At 68.1% G+C, this 15,904-nt stretch carries 15 protein-coding genes; 7 read left to right on the forward strand and 8 right to left on the reverse strand.

The window, feature by feature from the left end:
• Nucleotides 1–164 precede the first annotated feature (164 nt).
• The 7 genes from ACOTSS_RS18730 to ACOTSS_RS18760 all read left to right on the forward strand — a co-directional run bounded on the left by ACOTSS_RS18730 (nucleotide 165) and on the right by ACOTSS_RS18760 (nucleotide 9,813).
• Nucleotides 165–1,979 carry an ABCB family ABC transporter ATP-binding protein/permease gene (locus ACOTSS_RS18730; RefSeq protein WP_448689462.1) on the forward strand — a complete coding sequence of 605 codons (1,815 nt, stop codon included), beginning with the start codon at nucleotides 165–167 and terminating at the stop codon, nucleotides 1,977–1,979.
• Between the two features lie 167 nt (nucleotides 1,980–2,146).
• Entirely contained in the window at nucleotides 2,147–3,784 is a 1,638-nt protein-coding gene (ybaL, locus tag ACOTSS_RS18735; RefSeq protein WP_448689463.1) for a YbaL family putative K(+) efflux transporter, read from the forward strand.
• 197 nt (nucleotides 3,785–3,981) lie between these two features.
• Nucleotides 3,982–5,757, forward strand: a complete 1,776-nt coding sequence (gene recQ / locus ACOTSS_RS18740; protein ID WP_448689464.1) for a DNA helicase RecQ — start codon at nucleotides 3,982–3,984, stop codon at nucleotides 5,755–5,757.
• A gap of 263 nt (nucleotides 5,758–6,020) precedes the next feature.
• Entirely contained in the window at nucleotides 6,021–6,455 is a 435-nt protein-coding gene (locus ACOTSS_RS18745) for a TIGR01244 family sulfur transferase (RefSeq protein WP_448689465.1), read from the forward strand.
• Nucleotides 6,452–7,012, forward strand: coding sequence for a hypothetical protein (locus ACOTSS_RS18750; RefSeq protein ID WP_448689466.1), 561 nt, complete (start codon nucleotides 6,452–6,454; stop codon nucleotides 7,010–7,012). Before ACOTSS_RS18745 ends, ACOTSS_RS18750 begins: the two co-directional genes overlap by 4 nt.
• Entirely contained in the window at nucleotides 7,005–7,919 is a 915-nt protein-coding gene (locus ACOTSS_RS18755) for a sterol desaturase family protein (RefSeq protein WP_448689467.1), read from the forward strand. The genes ACOTSS_RS18750 and ACOTSS_RS18755 overlap by 8 nt, the downstream gene beginning before the upstream one ends.
• A 307-nt stretch (nucleotides 7,920–8,226) precedes the next feature.
• Nucleotides 8,227–9,813 carry a GMC family oxidoreductase gene (locus tag ACOTSS_RS18760; RefSeq protein WP_448689468.1) on the forward strand — a complete coding sequence of 529 codons (1,587 nt, stop codon included), beginning with the start codon at nucleotides 8,227–8,229 and terminating at the stop codon, nucleotides 9,811–9,813.
• A gap of 539 nt (nucleotides 9,814–10,352) precedes the next feature.
• Here ACOTSS_RS18760 and ACOTSS_RS18765 read toward each other — a convergent pair.
• The 8 genes from ACOTSS_RS18765 to ACOTSS_RS18800 form a co-directional block, all read right to left on the reverse strand.
• Entirely contained in the window at nucleotides 10,353–11,711 is a 1,359-nt protein-coding gene (locus ACOTSS_RS18765) for an ammonium transporter (protein WP_448689469.1), read from the reverse strand.
• 14 nt (nucleotides 11,712–11,725) lie between these two features.
• Nucleotides 11,726–12,064: a P-II family nitrogen regulator gene (locus ACOTSS_RS18770; protein WP_095386758.1), complete on the reverse strand. Its 339-nt coding sequence runs from the start codon at nucleotides 12,062–12,064 to the stop codon at nucleotides 11,726–11,728.
• A 234-nt stretch (nucleotides 12,065–12,298) separates the two neighbouring features.
• Nucleotides 12,299–13,048, reverse strand: a complete 750-nt coding sequence (locus ACOTSS_RS18775; RefSeq protein WP_448689470.1) for an endonuclease/exonuclease/phosphatase family protein — start codon at nucleotides 13,046–13,048, stop codon at nucleotides 12,299–12,301.
• 165 nt (nucleotides 13,049–13,213) lie between these two features.
• Nucleotides 13,214–13,426, reverse strand: a complete 213-nt coding sequence (locus ACOTSS_RS18780) for a putative signal transducing protein (protein ID WP_448689471.1) — start codon at nucleotides 13,424–13,426, stop codon at nucleotides 13,214–13,216.
• Complete coding sequence (locus ACOTSS_RS18785) at nucleotides 13,426–13,989, reverse strand: pyridoxamine 5'-phosphate oxidase family protein (RefSeq protein ID WP_448689472.1); 564 nt, start codon at nucleotides 13,987–13,989, stop codon at nucleotides 13,426–13,428. The genes ACOTSS_RS18780 and ACOTSS_RS18785 overlap by 1 nt, the downstream gene beginning before the upstream one ends.
• Nucleotides 13,990–14,020: 31 nt before the next feature.
• Complete coding sequence (locus tag ACOTSS_RS18790; RefSeq protein ID WP_448689473.1) at nucleotides 14,021–14,818, reverse strand: hypothetical protein; 798 nt, start codon at nucleotides 14,816–14,818, stop codon at nucleotides 14,021–14,023.
• Nucleotides 14,815–15,390 carry a DUF924 family protein gene (locus ACOTSS_RS18795; RefSeq protein ID WP_448689474.1) on the reverse strand — a complete coding sequence of 192 codons (576 nt, stop codon included), beginning with the start codon at nucleotides 15,388–15,390 and terminating at the stop codon, nucleotides 14,815–14,817. The genes ACOTSS_RS18790 and ACOTSS_RS18795 overlap by 4 nt, the downstream gene beginning before the upstream one ends.
• A gap of 3 nt (nucleotides 15,391–15,393) precedes the next feature.
• Nucleotides 15,394–15,801: a hypothetical protein gene (locus ACOTSS_RS18800; RefSeq protein WP_448689475.1), complete on the reverse strand. Its 408-nt coding sequence runs from the start codon at nucleotides 15,799–15,801 to the stop codon at nucleotides 15,394–15,396.
• Nucleotides 15,802–15,904: the final 103 nt, after the last annotated feature.

A 15,904-nucleotide genomic window follows, 5' to 3' on the forward strand; every position in this document is an offset into this window, starting at 1 on the left:
GTTTTCAAGGATTTCTAAAGACGGAAGGCCGCCGGCGCGAGACTAGGCAACCTCCTTCATTTCCTGCCGCGCCCGCTTCGCGGCTTCGCGTGAGCCTTTTCAAAGCTTCCTATCCGGCCATCGCGGCTTGGCGTTTGCGCGCCGCATCCCTACATGCTGCCCGCATGCCGCCCGACACCGCCACCTCCGCCGATGCGGCCCGCGAACCGCCCGTCCTGTCGACGCTGAAGCGCTTCCTGCCCTATCTGTGGCCGGCGGGGCACACCGAGCACAAGGTCCGCATCGTCCTCGCCGCGCTGATCGTCCTCGCGTCGAAGGGGGTGCAGCTTTCGATGGGTTTCCTTTATGGCGCCGCGATCGACCGCATGGCGCCGGGGATGGAAGAAGGCGTGGCGCTCGCGATCGGGCTGGTGCTCGCCTATGCCGGCGCGCGCTTCGCCGGGGTATTGTTCGACAATCTGCGCAACGTCGTGTTCGAGCGCGTCGGGCAGGATGCGACGCGCGAACTGGCGATCGCGACCTTCACCCATCTCCACGCGCTGAGCCTGCGCTTCCACCTCGCGCGGCGGACGGGCGAGGTGACCAAGGTGATCGAGCGCGGAACCAAGAGCATCGACACGATGCTCTATTTCCTGCTGTTCAACATCGCGCCGACGATCATCGAGCTCGCCGCGGTGCTGGTGATCTTCTGGAGCAAGTTCAGCCTGGGATTGGCGGGCGCGACGGCGCTGATGGTCGTCGTCTATATCGTCTTCACGCGCAAGGTGACCGACTGGCGCAACGCGCTGCGCACGCGGATGAACGACCTCGACACGCTGACCGTCGGGCGCAGCGTCGACAGCCTGCTCAACTACGAAACGGTCAAATATTTCGGCGCCGAAGAGCGCGAGGCGGCGCGCTATCGCGACGTCGCCGACCAATATGCGCGCGCCGCGGTGAAGAGCGAGAACAGCCTCGCCTGGCTCAACATTGGGCAGAGCCTGATCACCAACGCCGCGATGGCGGGGGCGATGGCCTATACGGTGTGGGGCTGGTCGAAGGGGCAGTTCGCGGTCGGCGACGTCGTGCTGGTCAACACGCTGCTCGCGCAGCTTTTCCGCCCGCTCGACATGCTCGGCATGGTGTACCGGATCATCCGCCAGGGGCTGATCGACATGGAGGCGATGTTCCGCCTGATCGACACACCGCCCGAGATAAAGGATGCCGAGGGCGCCTGGCCGCTGGTGGTGAACGGCGGCGCGGTGGCGTTCGAGGACGTCGTCTTCGGCTATGAAAGCGACCGGACGATCCTGAACGGCGTGAGCTTCGCGGTGGGCGCGGGCGAGACGCTGGCGATCGTCGGGCCGTCGGGGGCGGGCAAGTCGACGATCGCGCGGCTGCTCTTCCGCTTCTATGATCCGCAGCGCGGGCGCGTGCTGGTCGACGGTCAGGACATCAAGGCGGTGACGCAGCAAAGCCTGCGCGCCGAGATCGGCATCGTTCCGCAGGACACGGTGCTGTTCAACGATACGATCGGCTACAACATCGCCTATGGCCGCGCCGATGCGGGCGCCGAGGAGATCGCGGCGGCGGCGAAGGGCGCGGCGATCGACGGCTTCGTCGCGCTGCTGCCGCAGGGGTATGAGACCGAGGTCGGTGAGCGCGGGCTGAAGCTGTCGGGCGGCGAGAAGCAGCGCGTCGCGATCGCGCGCACCTTGCTCAAGAATCCGCCGATCCTGATCCTCGACGAAGCGACGAGCGCGCTCGACAGCCGCACCGAGGCGGCGATCCAGGCGACGCTCGAGCGCATCGCGCGGCGCCGCACGACGCTGGTCATCGCGCACCGCCTGTCGACAGTGGTGAACGCCGACCGCATCGTCGTGCTGGACAAGGGCCGCGTCGCCGAGACGGGGACGCACGAGCAGCTGCTCGCGATGCGCGGGCTCTACGCCGACATGTGGGCGCGGCAGCAGGCGGAGAAGGAAGAGGGGACGGTTTAGGGGCCGGGCCGGAAGCGACCGAAAAGCCACATTCTGCGTCTCATGACAAGGATAGGGAGTCCGATCGCTACCTCCAAATCGCCCTCGCCTCCACGCGACACCCCCCAATCGCAACAAAATCACTTGAGTTGCTTGACCGCGCGCCCCCGCGCCTTTTACGCTGCCCTATGCCGCATGACACCAGCCTGATCGGAACCGTAGTCGCGGGCCTCGGCGTCGCCTTTCTGATGGGGGCGCTCGCGCACCGGCTGCGGATTTCGCCGATCGCGGGCTATCTGCTCGCGGGGGTGCTCGTCGGGCCGTTCACGCCGGGGATCGTCGCCGACACGGGGCTCGCGCTCCAGCTCGCCGAGATCGGGGTGATCCTGCTGATGTTCGGGGTCGGGCTGCATTTCTCGCTGAAGGATCTGCTCGCGGTGCGTGCCATCGCGGTGCCGGGGGCGATCGCGCAGATCGCGGTGGCGAGCGGGCTCGGCATCGCGCTCGGCCTGTCGCTCGGCTGGCCGCTCGCGGGGAGCGCGATCTTCGGCCTCGCGCTGTCGGTCGCGAGCACGGTGGTGCTGCTCCGCGCGCTGCAGGCGCGCGACATGGTCGAGACCGAAAAGGGGCGGATCGCGGTCGGCTGGCTGATCGTCGAGGATCTGGCGATGGTGCTCGCGCTCGTCCTGCTGCCCGCGATGTTCGGCGGGCGCGGCGACGAAAGCGGCGGCGCCGGGCTGTTGCAATCGGCGGGGATCGTCGCGCTGAAGGTGGTCGGCTTCGTCGCCTTCATGCTGATCGTCGCGCGGCGGATATTGCCCGCGGTGCTGCACTGGGTCGCGCATACCGGGTCGCGCGAGCTGTTCCGGCTCGCGGTGCTCGCGATCGCGCTCGGGGTCGCTTTCGGGGCGGCGGTGGTGTTCGACGTGAGCTTCGCACTGGGCGCCTTCTTCGCCGGGATGATCCTCGGCGAGACGCAACTCAGCCGCCGCGCGGCCGAGGAGACGCTGCCGCTGCGCGACGCCTTCGCGGTGCTCTTCTTCGTGTCGGTGGGCATGCTCTTCGACCCCAGGGTGCTTGCCGAGCATCCCGGGCCACTGGTCGCGACGGTGGCGATCATCGTCGTCGGCAAGGCGGTCGCCGCCTATGCGATCGTGCGCGCCTTCGGGCACGGGTCGCAGACCGCGATGACGATCGCGGCGAGCCTCGCGCAGATCGGCGAATTCTCCTTCATCCTCGCCGGGCTCGGCGTCGGATTGAAGGTGATGCCCGAGGAGGCGCGCGACCTGATCCTCGCGGGGTCGATCCTGTCGATCCTCTTCAACCCACTGTTCTTCACGCTCGCGGTGCGACGGATGCGCACCGACGCGCCGGCCGAGGTCGAGGCGGCGGTCGAGGCGCTGCCCGAGGCGGCGCCGTCGCGCACGGTGCTGATCGGCTATGGCCGCGTCGGCAGCCATATCGGCGAGCTTCTGTGCGGCAAGGGCGAGGTGCTGACCGTGATCGAGGACCAGAAGGACCGCGCCGCCGCCGCCGGCGAGGCGGGGGCGGTGGTGATCGTCGGCAACGCCGCGAGCGAAACCGTGCTGCGCCAGGCGGGGCTCGACAGTGCCTCGACCCTGCTGATCGCGATCCCCGAGGGGGTCGAGGCGGGGGCGATCGTGCGGCGCGCGCGGGCGATCAACCCGAAGCTGGTGATCGTCGCGCGCGCGCATTCGGACGAGGAGGTGACCGACATCGTCCGCCACGGCGCCGACCATGTCGTGATGGCGGAGCGCGAGACCGCGGCGCGGATGGCCGAGCGGGCATTGCTGGCTAGGGCTTAGCTTCGTCCTCATTCCAACTTCGTCATCCCCGCGAAAGCGGGGACCCAGGGCCCGCATCGGCTGACCCCACCCTGGGTCCCCGCTTTCGCGGGGATGACAGAGTGGTTCGCGGGGATGACAAGGTTGCGTGTTTTCGTCCGATATTGGCGAGGTCGGGGGTTCCCCCGCATCGCCATACGCCCTATCGCCCACCCACAATGACCGCCGACGCTCTCCTCCCGCTGCTCAAATCGACCTTCGGCTTCGACGCCTTTCGCGGAAAGCAGGCTGAGGTCGTCGCGCGGGTGATGGCGGGCGAGCATACGCTCGCGGTGATGCCGACCGGGGCGGGCAAGTCGCTGACCTATCAGCTTCCCGCGGTCGCGCTCGCCGGCTGCGTCGTCGTGGTGTCGCCGCTGATCGCGCTGATGCACGACCAGCTTCGCGGCGCGCGCGCGGCGGGGATCAGGGCGGCCAGCCTGACGAGCGTCGATGCCGATTTCGCCGACACGCGCCAGGCCTATCGCGACGGCCAGCTCGACCTTCTCTACATCGCGCCCGAGCGGGCGACGGGCGAGAGGTTTCGCGCGCTGATGGAGGCGCGCGCGCCCGCGCTGTTCGCGATCGACGAGGCGCATTGCGTGTCCGAATGGGGGCATGATTTCCGCCCCGATTACCGGCTTTTGCGACCCCTGCTCGACGCCTTTCCGGACGTGCCGCGGCTCGCGCTGACCGCGACCGCCGACAAGCACACGCGCGAGGACATCCTCGTCCAGCTCGGCATTCCGCCCGAGGGGCTGGTGCTCGCGGGGTTCGACCGGCCGAACATCCGCTATCGGGTGAGTCCGCGCATCGGCGCGGCGAAGCAGCTTGCCGAATTCATCGCCGCCAATCCGGGGCCGGGGATCGTCTATTGCCCGACGCGCGACGGCACCGAGCGGATGGCCGAGAAGCTCGCCGCCGCGACGGGGCGGCCGGTCGCCGCCTATCACGCCGGGCTCGACCCCGAACGGCGGGCGCGGGTGCAGCACGACTTCGTCGCGTCGGAGGACGGCATCGTCACCGCGACGGTCGCGTTCGGCATGGGGATCGACAAGCCCGACGTACGCTTCGTCGCGCACGCGGGGCTGCCGAAGTCGATCGAGAGCTATTATCAGGAAACGGGGCGCGCCGGGCGCGACGGCGACCCCGCCGAGGCGCTGATGCTGTGGGGCGCCGAGGATTTTGCGCGGGCGCGGATGCGGCTGGGCGAGCTGCCCGAGGCGCGCGTCACGGGCGAACGGGCGCGACTCAACGCGCTGGGCGCGCTGGTCGAGACGGTCGAGTGCCGCCGCGCGCTGCTGCTCCGCCATTTCGGCGAGACCCCGCCCGAGCGCTGCGGCAATTGCGACAATTGCCTCGAGCCACCAAGCCAGATCGACGCGACGGTGCTCGCGCAGAAACTGCTCTCGGCGGTCTATCGCACCGGGCAGAGCTATGGCGCCGGGCATGTCGAGGCGGTGCTGACGGGGCGCAGCGACGAGCGGATCGTCAGCCGCGGGCACGACAAGCTGTCGGTCTTCGGCCTCGTCGAGGGCGAGGAGGCGCGGCTGATCAAGCCGCTGGTGCGCACGCTGATGGCGCGCGAGGCGCTTTCGACCACCGAACATGGCGGGCTGATGTTCGGTCCCGCGGGCCGCGCGGTGATGAAGGGCGAGGTGCCCGTGCTGATGGCCGAACCGCCGGCGCGGCGGACGAAGCGTACATCGCGCGGCGAAGGCGCGGCGGCGAATCCGGTCGGCGATCCGCTGTTCGAGGCGCTGCGCGCGACCCGGCGCGAGCTGGCGGCGGAGGCGGGGGTGCCGCCCTATGTGGTCTTCCACGACGCGGCGCTGCGCGCGATGGCGAGCGAGCGCCCGGCGACGCGCGCCGAACTGGCGCAGATCCCGGGGGTCGGCGCGCGCAAGCTCGAAGCGTGGGGCGACGCGTTTCTGGCGGTGATCCGGCAGTTTTGATGGTCCTGTTTCGACCGATTGCGGCCATAAGATCCTCCCCGGCACGGGGAGGGGGACCGCCGAAGGCGGTGGAGGGGGCGGGCGGCCTGAAGCGGCGTGGCGTGAGAACGCGAACCCCCTCCGTCAGCCGCTGCGCGGCTGCCACCTCCCCACAAGTGGGGAGGATTTGAACGGCAGCTCCCCACGCCCAAAGCTGACATACTTTCGGGACGTTGATACCTTCCCGCTTGTCAGCAAATACCGCCGTCCTATACATCGCGGGCATGAGCGATTTTCGTCCCCTGAGCCCCGGCTATAGCGTCGCCCCGCAGATTGCCATCGAGGATGTCGCCGAGGCGAAGGCGGCGGGGTTCGCGATGATCATCAACAACCGCCCCGACGGCGAGGAGCCGTCGGCGCCGCAGGGGGGCGACATCGCGTCGGCCAGCGCCGCCGAGGGACTCGCCTATGCGGCGATTCCAATCGGCCATGCGGGGTTCAGCCATGCGCAGCTCGACGCGCTCGACACGCTGCTCGCCGACGCGACGGGACCGGTGCTCGCCTATTGCCGCTCGGGGACGCGCTCGACGCATCTCTGGGCGCTCGCCCGCGCGCGCGCCGGGGACGATGTCGAAGCACTGTGCGATGCCGCCGCGAAGGCGGGCTACGACCTTTCGGGGCTGCGGCCGATGATGGACGCGCTGGCGGGCGGGCGGTGACGGCGGCGGTCTGGATTCAGCTCGGCGCATCGCTCGTCGCGGTGCTGTTCATCGCCTGGCTGGTCAGGGCGATGGGGCTGGGCGCCGATCCGCGCATCGAGGATGCCGCGCATGCGATCCGCCTCGCCGACGAGGCCGAAGCGGGGTTCGGGGGCGTCGAGGTGGCGCGCGACCGCGCGGGCTTTGCCGCGATCGTGCGCAATGCCGAGGGGCGGATGCTGCTGATCCGCGCGCACGGCAATCATTTCGCGGCACGCCCCGTCGACGCCGGCACGATCGGGCGGCTCGACAAGGATTTCCTGACGCTGACCAGCCCCGAGCGGACCTTCGGCGCGGTGACGCTGCAATTGGGGAAGGACGCGGGGATGTGGGCGTCGCGGATGCGGGAGGTCGCTGGTCGTTCGGGATCGATCCTTTCCATATCGTCGCCCCTGCGAAGGCAGGGGCCGCTGGAGGGGCTTCATGACGACAGCGGCCCCTGCCTTCGCGGGGGCGACGTTGGAAAGGAAAGCGGCGCCCTGAGGCCGTCGCCAGATGGAGCCGAGCGCCATGCCTGAGCTGCCCGATCCGGTCGTCTACGCGGTCCCCGCCTTCATCCTGCTGCTGATCGCCGAGATGCTGATCGCGCTCCGCCGCGACAGGAGCCGCTACGAGGCGCGCGACACGCTGACCTCGCTGATGCTCGGCACGGTGAGTCAGGTCGCGGGCGCGCTCGTCGGCGCGGCCGTGGTCGGCATGTCGGTGTGGGTCTATCAGTTCCACCTGTTCGACATCGGCATCGCGTTCCGGAGCTGGTGGTGGGCGTGGATCCTCTGCTTCTTCCTCGACGATCTCGCCTATTATGCCTTTCATCGGAGCGCGCACCGCGTCCGCTGGTTCTGGGCGAGCCATGTCATCCACCATTCGAGCCAGCATTATAATCTGTCGACCGCGCTGCGGCAGACATGGACGGGCTTTTTCAGCCTGACCTTCCTGTTCCGGATGCCGCTGTTCCTGATCGGTTTTCCGCCGGCGATGGTCTTCTTCTGCGCGGGGCTGAACCTGATCTACCAGTTCTGGATCCATACCGAGGCGATCGGGCGGATGCCGAAATGGTTCGAGGCGGTGATGAACACCCCGTCGCACCACCGCGTCCATCACGGAGTGAACCCGCGCTATCTCGACGCCAATTATGCCGGGGTCTTCATCATCTGGGACCGGATGTTCGGCAGCTTCGTCCCCGAACGCGACGACGAGCCGGTGCGCTATGGCATCGTCAAGCAATTGGGCAGCTTCAACATACTCTGGGCCGCGGTCCACGAATGGGTCGGAATCGCAAAGGATGTGTGGAGCGCGCCGTGGCGGCACAAGCTCAGCTATATGTGGCGCGAGCCCGGCTGGAGCCATGACGGCAGCCGAATGACCAGCGACATGATCAAGGACCGCTGGCGTGCGGGGCGTGCGGCGGAGGATGCGGCGGAATAGTTCGCTTAAGAAGGGGCCACGCGGAGACGCGAAGACGCGGAGGGATTACCAACTCCGTTGGTGCTGAGCTTGTCGAAGCACAGTTCTTCTTCTTCTTGACGTTTTAAGAAGGAAGAACAGCCCTTCGACAAGCTCAGGGCGAACGGATTTAGGAGGCTCGATTTCCTCCGCGCCTCCGCGTCTCCGCGTGAACCCCTTCTCGTCGCCCCCGCGAAGGCGGGGGCCACGTGTATGGACTTGCCTCGCCGTCTAATGACATTCATGTAAGCCGCAACGACCACCGACCGGGTGGCAGGGGAGCGGCTTCATGGATCAGTTCGACATCATCGTCATCGGCGGCGGCAGCGCGGGGAGCGCGGCGGCGGGACGGCTGGCCGAGGACGGGGCGCGGCGGGTGTGTCTGGTCGAGGCGGGCGGGTCGAACGACAGTATCCGGGTGAAGACGCCGGGCTTCATGCCCTTCATCCCCAAGGCATCCAACTATCAATATGATACGGTGCCGCAGACGGGGCTCGGCGGGCGCATCGGCTATCAGCCGCGCGGGCGCGGGCTCGGCGGGTCGAGCGCGATCAACGCGATGGTCTATATCCGCGGCAACGCCTTCGATTACGATCAATGGGCCGAACTGGGTGCGACCGGCTGGAGCTATGCCGATGTGCTGCCTTACTTCAAGCGCAGCGAGGGCAATGAGCGCGGCGGCGACGATTTCCACGGCGCCAATGGGCCGCTGAACGTCATGGACCAGCGCTGGCCCAATGTGACGAGCCGGCGCTTCGTCGAAAGCGCCGCGGCGCTGCAACTGCCGCGCACCCCCGACTTCAACGGGGCGAGCCAGGAAGGCTTCGGCCTCTATCAGGTGACGCAGAAGGCGGGCGAGCGCTGGTCAGCGGCGCGCGCCTATGTCGAGCCGCTGCGCGGGCGCGCCAATTTCGCGATCCGCACCGGCGCGCTGGTCGAGAAGATCCTGGTCGAGGACGGGCGCGCGACCGGGGTGGTGATCCGGCGCGGCAAGGGGCGCGAGACGTTGCGCGCGGCCGGAGGCGTGATCCTGTCGGCGGGGGCGTTCGGCAGCCCGCAGATATTGATGCTGTCGGGGATCGGGCCGGCCGCGCATCTCGCCGAACATGGCATCGGGGTGGTCGCCGACCGCGCCGGGGTCGGCGCGAACCTGCAGGACCATATCGACTATGTGTCGAGCTGGGAGACGCGTTCGACCGAGCCCTTCGGCGACAGCCTGGGCGGGACGTGGCGGATGGTGAAGGCGATCTTCGAGCATCGCACCAAGCGCACCGGCATCATGACGACCTGCTTCGCCGAGGCGGGCGGTTTCTGGGCATCGCGGCCCGACCTGCCCGCGCCCGACATCCAGTATCATTTCGTCCCCGCGATGCTCGAGGATCATGGCCGGACCAAGGTCAAGGGGCACGGCTTTTCGTGCCACGCCTGCGTGCTGCGGCCCGAGAGCCGCGGCAGCGTGACATTGACGTCGGGCGATGCCGCCGCGGCGCCGCGGATCGACCCCGGCTTCCTGACCGACGATCGCGACATGGCGACCCTGAGGGCGGGCGTGCGAATGATGCACCGGATCGTCGGCGCGCCGCCGCTGTCGGACTATGGCGGCGTCGACCGCCATCCGGTCGACCTCGCCGACGACGCCGCGCTCGATGCGCTGATCCGCAGCCGCGCCGACACCGTCTATCACCCGGTCGGGACGTGCCGGATGGGCAGCGACGCCGACGCGGTGGTCGACCCGGCGCTCAAGCTGAGCGGCGTCGAGGGGCTGTGGGTCGCCGACGCGAGCGTCATGCCGCGGCTGGTCAGCGGCAACACCAATGCGCCGAGCATCATGATCGGCGAGCGCGCGGCGGATTTCGTGAAGGCGGCGCTGCGGTAGCTGCGTGAACGAGTAAGCCCCGTCGCATTTCTGCGGCGGGGCTTCCCTAGGTTGCGTCCGAAGACGCGAACCAAATTCTACCTTTTCTTTCGATCCAGTAGGTCCATGAAACGCGCTGGAAGAGGCAAAGGTTCCCCGGCGGACGGAATTTTCTGCGTCGCCGGAAGGGGCGATTCGATTCGGCGCCGCGGTGATTCGGTGGCGCGCTATCCTCAAGGAAAGGCACGGATTTCCGGGGATTCCGCCCGCGCACCGCGGCGCGGACAAAAAAAGAGGGCCGGGACTTGCGTCCCGGCCCAGCCTTTCAGGCTCTCCCCTCCTGAAACTGTTGACCCAATGAATGCCACATTAATGTCACCTTGGAAAGGCCTAAATTGGGGGCAGTGCTGCCCGGTTTTTGTGCAGGCGGCGGCGTGCACAAAATGCGCAAAAAGAGGCCGGGACTGGTCGGTCCCGGCCTTTCAGTGGTTCGCAGGAGGAACCCCGGTGGACCCCGCCGCCCTTGCAAGAGGAGAGCCGGCGGCGGGTGTCCTGTCTCGTCAGTAATTATAGGCCCGCTCGCCATGCTCGCCGAGGTCGAGGCCTTCGCGTTCGACCTCTGCCGAGACGCGCAGCCCGGTGAGCGCCTTGGCGGCGTAGATGGCGATGGCGGTGCCGACGGCGGCCCAGACGATGGCGACCAGAACCGCGACGATTTGCGTCATGACCTGTGGGCCCATCGCGAAATCCTCGCCGCCGGGGCCGCCGAGGCTCGGCGCATAGACGATGCCGGTGCCGATCGCGCCGACGATGCCGCCGATGCCGTGGATGCCGAAGGCGTCGAGCGAGTCGTCATAGCCGAGCTTCGGCTTGAGCACGGTGACCATGTAGAAGCAGACGACCGAGGCGACCGCGCCGAGCAGGATGGCGCCGAACGGCCCCGAATTGCCCGCCGCGGGGGTGACGGCGACCAGCCCCGCGATGATGCCCGAGCAGAAGCCGAGCGCCGAGGGCTTGTGGCCGCCGACCTTTTCGGCGAGCATCCAGGCGAGGCCCGCCGAAGCGGTGGCGACGAAAGTGTTGATCATCGCGAGCGCCGCCGAGCCATTGGCCTCGAGCGCCGAGCCGGCGTTGAAGCCGAACCAGCCCACCCACAGGAGCCCGGTGCCGACCATCGTCAGCGTCAGCGCGTGCGGCGCCATGATTTCCTTCTGATAGCCGATGCGCTTGCCGAGGATGATCGCGGCGACGAGCGCCGAGACGCCCGCGTTGATGTGCACCACGGTGCCGCCCGCGAAATCGAGCGCCGCCGGCAGCGAACTGCCGAACATGCCGCCCTTGAACAGGAAGCCGCCCGCCGCCCACACCATGTGCGCGATCGGGAAATAGACGATCGTCAGCCAGACGAGGCCGAAGACCATCACCGCGGCGAACTTCATGCGTTCGACCGTCGCGCCGAGGACCAGCGCGAGGGTGATCGCGGCGAAGGTCATCTGGAAGCTGATGAACACATATTCGGGCAGCTTGAAGCCGTCGGAGAAGGTGTCAGCGAGGCTGTCGGGGGTGACGCCCGACAGGAAGAACTTGCCCCAGGCGATGACGGCATTGCCCTCGGGCCCGAAGGCGAGGCCATAGCCGTAACAGACCCAGACGATCATCGCGAGGCACGCCGCGGCGCCGATCTGCGTCATCGTCGACAGCATGTTCTTGGTGCGGGTGAGGCCGCCGTAGAAAAGCGCGAGGCCGGGCAGGATCATCGCGAGGACGAGCACGGTCGCGGTCATCATCCAGGCGGTGTCGCCCTTGTCGACCACCGGCGCGGCTTCGGCGGCGGCTTCCTGCGCCCAGGCGGGCAGCGCGGCGAACAGCGCGAGCCCGGCGGCCCCGGCGCTCGCCGCCATCTTGTTTGCGAACGTCATATTTTCCCCCTTCATTAGAGAGCCGCCTCGCCGGTCTCGCCGGTGCGGATGCGCACGGCCTGACCCACGTCGAGAACGAAGATCTTGCCGTCGCCGATCGACCCGGTCCCGGCGCTTTGCTGGAGTGTTTCGACGACCCGCGGCGTGAGCGCGTCGTCGCAGACGAGTTCGATCTTCACCTTCGGCACCATGTTGGTCGCATATTCGGCGCCGCGGTAGATTTCGGTCTGTCCCTTTTGCCGGCCGAAGCCCTTGACCTCGGTCACAGTCATGCCGGCGATGCCCAGCCCGGTCAGCGCTTCGCGCACCTCGTCGAGCTTGAACGGTTTGATGATAGCCAGGATCAGCTTCATGATGCCCCCTTTTGCTAATGGCACCATGTTGCGGTGCAACAGCCGTGCCAGATTGCGCTGGGGCGGGAAAAGGCGATATTTTCTGATGGTTTTGCGGACTGCGATGTTCGAAACATTCGCGGAATGGGCAGCGGCAGCGCGGTTGTGCCTAAATTTTGGGCAGCGCTAAAGCCGCTTCGTCACCCCGGACTTGATCCGGGGTCCCGCTAGTCGAGGTTGCTGAGCGTCACCGGATCAAGTCCGGGGTGACGCGTGAGTAACGAACGATGCTCCCCGGCGTCCGTCTTGGCCCACGCTCTCGAACCGCGCCCAGATCGGCAGATGGTCCGACGCCCGCGCCGCGAGCGCGCTCTGGTGTACGCCGGCCTCGACCGCCTGAAGGTCGGGCGAGGCGAAGATGCGGTCGAGCTTCGCGACCGGGCGGCGGCTGTGGAAGCTGTGGCCGGTGTCGACGAGCCGGTGGTGCTCGCCGAAATCGGCGAGGCAGCCGCCGCGATTGCGCCATTCGTTGCAGTCGCCCATCAGGATCGTCGGCAGCGCCTCGCCCCCGGAGACGTGGTTCAGGATGGCGCGCGCCTGCTGACGGCGGCGCAGCCCCGAAATATCGAGGTGCATGCCGACGACGCGCAGCCGCGCGCCGCCGATGCGGAGCGTCGCCGCGACCGCGCCGCGCGGTTCGAGCGTCGGCAGGTGCAGCGCGTGGCTTTCCTCGACGTCGATCCCCTTGCGGACGAGCAGCGCGTTGCCGTGCCAGCCGATCGCATAGGGGCGGCCATCGAGCAGATCGACCGGCACATAGTCGCTATGCTCCTCGAACATGTGCGGCGGGATCGCGCTTGCGCGCGTTCCGAAGCGGCGGTCGGCCTCCTGCAGGGCGACGACGTCGGCATCGAGCTCGCGCAGGACCGACAGCACCCGCGCGGGATCGCGGCGGCGGTCGAGTCCGATGCCCTTGCGCATATTGTAGGAGGCGACCTTGATCATGGGGAGAAAGGGCTGTCCTTCGGCTATTCCAGTGTAAAGGACGAGCGGGAGGGATTTGGGTTGCCTCACATGCCCGTCATTGCGAGCGGAAGCGAAGCAATCCAGAGCGGTTTACGCAAGCCTGGATTGCTTCGTCGCTCCGCTCCTCGCAATGACGAGGGATATTCAACCCACGCCGAACTCTTCCATCAACGCCTGCGCTTCGGCGAGATCCTCGTCGAGCACCATGACGCGCACCGGGATCATCAGCCCGACGCTGTCGGCGATGTTCATGCCCGCGTCGAAACAGACCGCGGGGACGCCCGCCGATTCGAGCCGCCCGCGCAGCAGCTCGGCCTCGACGCCATTCGGCAGGCGGACGAGTTCGACCAGCGGCATCAGGCGTCGCCCGCGATATAGCGGTCGGTGGCGCGCGTCGGCAGGCCGTCGATGCTTTTGGTGCGATTCTCGAATTTCTCCAGCCACTCGGCGGGGTCGGCCTGGCGATGATATTTCTGCAGCGTGTCGCGCTCGTGCTGCAATTCCATCATCGGCACGCCCCAGCCGCAGCTCGTCTGGACGCTCTCGACGTCGATGACGAAGATCTGGCGCGTGCCGGGCAGCAGAGTGAAGGGCGCCGCGACGGCATCCCAGTCGGCGTCCTGCGGCAGCACCGGGCGCCCACGGCCATAGATGCGCAAAATCCACGCCGGGCGGTCGAAGGCGCAGAACATCAGCGTGATGCGGCCGTCAGCGGCGAGATGCGCATGGGTCTCGTTGCCCGATCCGCCGAGGTCGAGCCAGGCGACCCGCGATTCGGACAGGATGCGGAAGCTGCCGGCATAGCCCTTGGGCGATAGGTTGATCCGCCCGTCCGCTGCCGCGGTCGCGACGAAGAACATCGGCTGGCGCTCGATGAAGGCGACATGTTTGTCGGTCAGCGCGTCGGTGAATTCGGCCATGAGGCGATCTAGCGGGCCGCGGGCGGGCTTGTCACGCGCCGAAACGGATCGAGGGGCCGAGGATCAGCGCGAAGGCGAGCGCGACGACGACGCCCGCGGCGAACAGCGGCCAGCTTCGCTCGACCGCGAAACCGGTCTCGGCCGTGCCCCCGGGCACCGCGAAGCCGATCGAGATGAAGCCGGCGAGCCCGCCGAAGGACGAGGCGGCGGCCGACATCAGCGTGATGAAGAGGCCGACCGGGTTGAGCAGCCCGGTGAGCACCGCGGCGACGCCGGCGACGAGATAATAGACGTGCGCGATGGCGCGGCGGGTCGGCCCGGTCGCCGGCGAATCGCCCAGCATCGCGGTAAGGCTGCGGATCGCGGCGCGGACGAGCCAGATATAGGCGCAGAGGCCGAGCAGGAATTCGCCGATCCGCCACAGGGCGGGATAGGCGAGCGGGCCGATGCCGCCGTCGACGCCGGGGCCGAGATCGCCGACCCCGCTCGCGCCCGAGAAGAGGAAATAGCCCGCCGCGACGAAGCCCTCGCTGACCCAGATCAGCCAGAGCAGCAGCCGCGCGAAATCGCCGCGCGCTCGGCGCCACAGCGCATGGGCGGCGAGCGCGAGCAGCGTGTTCACCCCGACCCCGGCGAGCGCGACGATCCGGCGCTGCAGGCCGGCGAGCCCGTCGCAATCGGCATAAAAGGCGCCGATCTCGGTCACCCGGCCGCCCTGCAGCGCGCAGGCGGCGGCGTGGCCGCCGACCTCGTGCCACATCGTCAGCAGCGGCATCAGCAAGAAGCCGAGCCCCGCGACGGTGACGATATCGACCCGGCTCGCCTTCACCACCGGCTGCCCTCGGCGATCGCGGCTTCCTCTTCGGGGCGCGTCGCGCGGCCGAGCGCGGCGTTGCGATGCGGGAAGCGGCCGAAGCGGTCGATCATGTCGAAATGCTTCTGCGCATAATCGTGAAAGGCGGGGTCCGCGAGCTGGTGGAACAGGCGCAGCGATTCGCGCTGGTCGTCCCTGTCCTCGCTGTGCTGGAGGGGAAGATAGGCGAACTGGCGGCGTTCGTCGGGCCAGTCCCGGTCCCAGCCCGTTTCGACGATGCCGCGCGCGATCGCGCGGGCGAGGCTGTCGGTCGCGAAGGCCTCGGCGCTGCCGCGATATATGTTGCGCGGCACCTGGTCGAACAGGATCGCCGCGGCGAGCGCGGTGTCGGGATCGGTCAGGAAGGCTTCGGGGGGCAGCGCGCGCAGCGCTTCGCGCCAGTCGGCGGCGAGATCGCGCACCGCGGCGTCGAAATCGGGGCCGCCGCCATACCAGTCGTCCATGCCGCGGCCGTCGAACCAGAAGGCGAGGAGGCGCGCCGCCCAGTCGGCGGGCGGCGCGGCCGCTTCGGTCTGCTCCCCGGTCACGGATTATTTCGCGGCCGTGTCGATCTTGCGATAGGGGACGAATTCGCCGAGCGAGACGAAGCCCGCATACATATGGCTGTTGCGGTCGTGGAGTTCGATCGTGTCGATCGAACACAGCCGCGTGCCGGTCAATTTGGTGACGAGGATATTGTCGTCGCCGTCGAGCGATTCGGCGCCGCCGCGTGGGCGATTGACCCAGAGGGTGCTGCCGATGCGATAGACGATCGCGGTGTCGTCGACGACCTGCGAGCTGGTCGCGGACGACAGGGTGATGCAGTCCTGCGGCTCGCCGGCGACGCGGCCTTCGAGGATCTTGGCGAGCTTTTCCTCGCCCGTCGGCTTTTCCTTGGCGGCAGCGGGCGCAGCCGCGAGGATCGCGGCGGAGAGGATGGTGGCAATCAGCGGACGCATGGTTCGACTCCAGTTCATTCAGGTCTCACCCTGAAACCGGTCATAGCAGGAAGCGCGTGAACGGTCGCTGACTGATTTCGTGGTGACGGAATGCACGTAAAGC

Source organism: Sphingopyxis sp. NJF-3, assembly GCF_053514865.1.

Excerpts from the sequence above, each read along its gene's own strand:
- ACOTSS_RS18730 (WP_448689462.1), top strand. The coding sequence starts at position 165 with ATGCCGCCCGACACCGCCACCTCCGCCGATGCGGCCCGCGAACCGCCC.
- ybaL (WP_448689463.1), top strand. The coding sequence starts at position 2,147 with ATGCCGCATGACACCAGCCTGATCGGAACCGTAGTCGCGGGCCTCGGC.
- recQ (WP_448689464.1), top strand. The coding sequence starts at position 3,982 with ATGACCGCCGACGCTCTCCTCCCGCTGCTCAAATCGACCTTCGGCTTC.
- ACOTSS_RS18745 (WP_448689465.1), top strand. The coding sequence starts at position 6,021 with ATGAGCGATTTTCGTCCCCTGAGCCCCGGCTATAGCGTCGCCCCGCAG.
- ACOTSS_RS18755 (WP_448689467.1), top strand. The coding sequence starts at position 7,005 with ATGCCTGAGCTGCCCGATCCGGTCGTCTACGCGGTCCCCGCCTTCATC.
- ACOTSS_RS18760 (WP_448689468.1), top strand. The coding sequence starts at position 8,227 with ATGGATCAGTTCGACATCATCGTCATCGGCGGCGGCAGCGCGGGGAGC.
- ACOTSS_RS18765 (WP_448689469.1), bottom strand. The coding sequence starts at position 11,711 with ATGACGTTCGCAAACAAGATGGCGGCGAGCGCCGGGGCCGCCGGGCTC.
- ACOTSS_RS18770 (WP_095386758.1), bottom strand. The coding sequence starts at position 12,064 with ATGAAGCTGATCCTGGCTATCATCAAACCGTTCAAGCTCGACGAGGTG.
- ACOTSS_RS18775 (WP_448689470.1), bottom strand. The coding sequence starts at position 13,048 with ATGATCAAGGTCGCCTCCTACAATATGCGCAAGGGCATCGGACTCGAC.
- ACOTSS_RS18780 (WP_448689471.1), bottom strand. The coding sequence starts at position 13,426 with ATGCCGCTGGTCGAACTCGTCCGCCTGCCGAATGGCGTCGAGGCCGAG.
- ACOTSS_RS18785 (WP_448689472.1), bottom strand. The coding sequence starts at position 13,989 with ATGGCCGAATTCACCGACGCGCTGACCGACAAACATGTCGCCTTCATC.
- ACOTSS_RS18800 (WP_448689475.1), bottom strand. The coding sequence starts at position 15,801 with ATGCGTCCGCTGATTGCCACCATCCTCTCCGCCGCGATCCTCGCGGCT.